This window comes from Mesorhizobium sp. M7D.F.Ca.US.004.03.1.1 (assembly GCF_003998635.1).
GTDB classification, from domain to species: domain Bacteria; phylum Pseudomonadota; class Alphaproteobacteria; order Rhizobiales; family Rhizobiaceae; genus Mesorhizobium; species Mesorhizobium loti.
Genome location: NZ_RZQG01000441.1, coordinates 1 through 4,908 on the forward strand (window position 1 = coordinate 1; position 4,908 = coordinate 4,908).

Sequence of the window (4,908 nt, forward strand, 5' to 3'; positions counted from 1 at the left end):
CACCACGCCCTTGCCGCCGAGATTGGTGACGGCGAAGGTGTCCGAGCCTGCCGGTTCGACGACCTCGATGTGGCAGTCGGCGGTGGCGATGTTCGACGCGTTGCGCTCGGCACCTTCCGGATCGGTCAGCGCTTCAGGGCGGACGCCGAAGATGATCGGCTTGCCCTGGAATGCCGACAGGCCCGCCGGGGCATTGGCCATCGGCAGATTGATCGGCTCGCGCGCCTCGCGCTGCAGCACGACGGACAGCGCGTTGCCGTTGGTGCCGATCGTCGCCGGGATCAGGTTCATCGCCGGCGAGCCCATGAAGTCGGCGACGAAGAGATTGGTCGGGTTGTTGTAGATTTCGGCCGGGGTGCCGAACTGCTGCACCTCGCCGTCGCGCATGACGGCGATCTTGGTCGCCAGCGTCATCGCCTCGATCTGGTCGTGGGTGACATAGACGATGGTGGTGCCGGTGGTGGCGTGCAGGCGCTTGATCTCGATGCGCATGTCGACGCGCAGCTTGGCATCGAGGTTGGAGAGCGGCTCGTCGAACAGGAACAGTTTGGGGTCGCGCACCAGCGCCCGACCCATGGCGACGCGCTGGCGCTGGCCGCCGGAAAGCTGGCTCGGCTTGCGCTGCAGCAGGTGACCGATCTGCAGCACCTTGGCCACCTTGTCGATTGCCTTCTGGCGCTCCGCCGCCGGCACGCCGCGCATCTCCATGCCAAAGGAGATGTTTCCGGCCACCGTCATGTTCGGGTAGAGCGCATAGCTCTGGAACACCATGGCGATGTCTCGCTTGGAGGGATGCAGATCGTTGATGGCGCGGCCGTCGACGCGGATTTCGCCCGAGGTGATCGTCTCCAGTCCGGCGATGGTGTTGAGCAAGGTCGACTTGCCGCAGCCGGATGGGCCGACCAGCACCAGGAAGCCGCCTTTCTCGAGTTCGACATCGATCCCTTTCAGGATCTCGACCTGGCCGAAGCGCTTTCTCAGACCATCAATTTCCAGAAAAGCCATCAGATTATCCTTTGACGGCGCCAGCCATGAGACCGCGCACGAAGTAGCGGCCGGCGAGCACGTAGACGAGAAGGGTGGGCAGTGCCGCGATCATCGCGGCGGCCATGTTGACGTTGTATTCGACGACGCCGGTCGAGGTGTTGACGACGTTATTGAGCGCCACCGTCATCGGCATCGCGTCGCCGGTGCCGGCGTAAGCCGAGGCGAACAGGAAGTCGTTCCAGATGTTGGTGAACTGGTAGATGACGGTGACGACGAAGATCGGCATCGAATTCGGCAGCATGATGCGGCGGAAGATCTGGAAGAAGGAGGCGCCGTCGACCTGCGCCGCCTTGACCAGTTCGGTCGGGAACGCCTCGTAGTAATTGCGGAAGAACAGCGTGGTGAAGCCGATGCCGTAGACGACATGAACGAAGACGAGGTTGACCGTCGGGTTGCCGAGGCCAAAGCTCGTTCCAACCGAGTTCTGCAGCGTGACGCCGAAGCGGCCCAAGCTGCCGAGGATGGTCGCCATCGGCAGCAGCACCGACTGGAACGGGATGAAGCAGGCGAACAGCATCAGCCCGAACACCAGCGTTGCGCCGCGGAAGCGCCATTTGGTCAACACGTAGCCGTTCAGCGCCCCGAGCATCGTCGAGATCAGCACGGCTGGAACCACCATCTTGATGGAGTTCCAGAAATAACCCTTGATGCCGGCGCAGGTGAGACCGACGCAGGTCTCGCCCCAGGCCTTCAGCCATGGGTCGAAGGTCGGCGCCTTGGGCAATGCCAGCATGTTGCCGTTCTGGATCTCGTCCATGGTCTTGAACGAGGTCACCAGCATGACGAACAGCGGCATCAGGTAGAACAGCGCAAACAGCGCCAGCAGCCCATAGATAACGATGCGGTTGATGATCTTGACGTTGACGCCGCCAGAGGCCTGGCGGGCGGGAGTGGTGACAGCGCTCATCGCGGCTTCTCCCGCAGTTCCGAATAGAGATAGGGCACGATGATGGCGACGATGGTCATCAGCATGATCACCGCACTTGCCGAGCCGACGGCCATCTCGTTGCGCTTGAACGTGTATTCATACATGAAGTTGGACGGTAGCCAGGCCGAGCCGCCCGGCCCGCCGCTGGTCAGCGCCACGACCAGATCGTAGGATTTGATGGCGAGGTGCGCGAGCACGATGAAGGCCGACAGGAAGATCGGCCGCAGCAGCGGGATGACGATGCGGCGATAGAGCTGGAAGGTGGTGGCGCCATCGATCTGCGCCGCCTTCATGATCTCGCCGTCGATGCCGCGCAGGCCGGCCAGGAACATCGCCATGATGAAGCCGGAAGCCTGCCAGACGCCGGCGATGACCACCGTGTAGATGACGAAATCCTTGTTCTTGATCCAGTCGAAATGGAAGCTCGTCCAGCCCCATTGATGCAAGGTCTGCTCGAGGCCGAGGCCGGGATCGAGGAACCATTTCCAGGCGACGCCGGTGACGATGAAGGACAGCGCCATCGGGTAGAGGTAGATCGGCCTCAGCACGCCTTCGCCGCGGATCTTCTGGTCGAGCAGGATGGCCAGGAACAGGCCGAGCGCCAGGCAGATGAAGATGTAGAGGAAACCGAAAATGCCCATATTGGTGATCGACGTGTACCAGCTTGACGGCGGGTCGGTGTCGAAGGTCCAGCCCCACAGCCGCTGATAGGCGCGCGAGCCGGTGATGACATAGGACGGGAAGGTCTTGGAATTGGTGAAGGATAGATAGATCGTCCACAGGATGAAGCCGTAGACGAAGACGATGGTGATGGCGAAGCTCGGCGCCAGAACGATCTTCGGCAGGGCGTCCTGCAAGCGCGAGCGCACCGAGGCGCGGTGCCGCTCCGGCGTCAGCTTGATCTGGCTTGTCGCTACCGTGCTCATGGGGCTCCTCCCGTCGACGCGAGGCCAACCAGGTTCGCGGATATTAGTTCGCGGATTTGGGCCTTCCCCGCCGGAGCGGGGAAGGCGTTTTGGGTGTGTGGCGCTTACTTGGCGTCGTCGATCGCCTTGACCAGCTCGGTCACGGCCTCGTCCGAGGTCTTGATCTGACCATGGACGAACTTGGAGACGACATCCTTGTAGGCATTGGCGACCGCCGGAGGCGCGCCATAACCCTGGGCCAGCGAGCCGAACAGCGTGCCGCCGTCATTGGCTGCCTTCAGGTCGGCGATGCCCTTCTTGCCGCAAGCGTCGAAGTCGGTGTCCGGAACGTCGGTACGAGCCGGAACCGAACCCTTGACGACGTTGAAGGCCGACTGGAAGCTCTTCGACAGGGTGGCGGTGGCCAACGCGACCTGGGCGGCCTTGCGGTCGTCCGGAACGTTGAACATGCCGAACATGTCGGAGTTGTAGATCACCGAGCCGTCGGTGCCCGGGAAGCGATAGCACAGGAAGTCCGTGCCCGGGGTTTTCTTGGCGGCGTGGAACTCACCCTTGGCCCAGTCGCCCATGACCTGCACCAAGGCATCGCCCTTGATGACCATGGCGGTGGCAAGGTTCCAGTCGCGGCCCGAGAAGTTCGGGTCGACATAGGTGACGAGCTTGGCCAGGTTGTCGAACGACTTCTTCATCGTGTCGGATTTGAGCGAAGCGTCGTCGAGGTCGTTGAAGGCCTTCTTGTAGAACTCAGGTCCGCCAGTCGACAGCACGACCGAGTCGAACATGGTGGCTTCCTGCCAGTTCTGGCCACCGAGAGCGAGCGGGATCACGCCTGCCGCCTTGGCCTTGTCGAGCAGGGCCACGAAGTCGTCGAAGGTCTTCGGCTCGGTGCCGCCGATCTTGTCCATGACGGCCTTGTTGATCCACAGCCAGTTGACCGAGTGGACGTTGACCGGAGCCGCGACCCACTTGCCTTCATAGACAGAGAACTTCTGCAGGGCTGCCGGAACGGACTTGTCCCAGCCTTCCTTCTTCGCCGTCTCGGTCAGGTCGCCCATGACGCCGGCGGCGGCATAGTCGAGCACGGTGTAGCCGAGCATCTGCGAGGCGGTCGGATAGTTGCCAGCGGCAACCATCGCCTTCAGCGCGGTCATGGCAGCGTCGCCGCCACCGCCGGCGACCGGCACGTCTTTCCAGGCGTAGCCTTCCTTGGCCAGATCACCCTTGAGGACGTTGAGAGCAGCCGCTTCGCCGCCTGACGTCCACCAATGCAGCATCTGGACTTCCTTGACGTCCTCGGCATGGGCCGCGAAAGCCAGACCCGATGCGAGCGCCGTTCCGATAAGCAGTTTGCGCAACATGTACTTCCTCCCTTGTTGCATCTACACGACCGGCGGATGCCCGCCGGGTTCTTCTCAACTCAGCCGACCCACCATCCGGTGCGCTGGCCGCGATGAAACTGGATTGTCTTTTCCTCGGTATAATCCTCGACGGCACGCTTGCCGAGTTCGCGTCCGAGACCGGACTGCTTGTAGCCTCCGAAAGGCAGCTCGGGATAACCTTCCATGAATGTGTTCACCCAGACGGTCCCCGAACGCACCCCACGCGCCACCGACATGCAAGTGTCGATGCTGGCGCTCCACACGCCCGCCGACAAACCATAGGGCGTGTTGTTGGCGATGTGCAACGCCTTTTCAATCGATTCAAAAGTCAACACCGAGAGCACCGGGCCGAATACTTCCTCGCGCGCTATGGCCATATCCTCGGTGACGCCGCGGATGATGGTGGGATCGAGGTATTGGCCGGCATTGGAGGCCAGCTGCTTGCCGCCGCTGTAGACGCTGCTGCCCTCGGTCGCGGCTGACGCCACGTAATCTGCCACCTTGGCCAGGTGGTCGGATGAGATCATCGCGCCAACCTTGGTTCGGTCATCGAGCGGATCGCCGACCGTGACCCTGGCGGTGAGCGCCTTGACGGCGCTGAGAAAATCGTCGGCGATCGCCTCATGTA

At 62.4% G+C, this 4,908-nt stretch carries 5 protein-coding genes; all 5 read right to left on the reverse strand.

What is annotated here, in order from left to right; genetic code table 11:
* On the reverse strand, window positions 1–1,005 hold a 1,005-nt coding region (locus EN935_RS22170), incomplete at its 3' end, for an ABC transporter ATP-binding protein (RefSeq protein WP_164771260.1).
* A 4-nt stretch (window positions 1,006–1,009) separates the two neighbouring features.
* Window positions 1,010–1,954, reverse strand: coding sequence for a carbohydrate ABC transporter permease (locus EN935_RS22175; RefSeq protein WP_109659234.1), 945 nt, complete (start codon window positions 1,952–1,954; stop codon window positions 1,010–1,012).
* Window positions 1,951–2,901: a sugar ABC transporter permease gene (locus tag EN935_RS22180; RefSeq protein ID WP_109659236.1), complete on the reverse strand. Its 951-nt coding sequence runs from the start codon at window positions 2,899–2,901 to the stop codon at window positions 1,951–1,953. Before EN935_RS22180 ends, EN935_RS22175 begins: the two co-directional genes overlap by 4 nt.
* Before the next feature lie 104 nt (window positions 2,902–3,005).
* Window positions 3,006–4,259, reverse strand: a complete 1,254-nt coding sequence (locus EN935_RS22185; protein WP_056595179.1) for an ABC transporter substrate-binding protein — start codon at window positions 4,257–4,259, stop codon at window positions 3,006–3,008.
* Between the two features lie 59 nt (window positions 4,260–4,318).
* Window positions 4,319–4,908, reverse strand: a 590-nt coding sequence (locus EN935_RS22190) for an aldehyde dehydrogenase family protein (RefSeq protein WP_127373616.1), incomplete at its 5' end; no start/stop codon positions are given.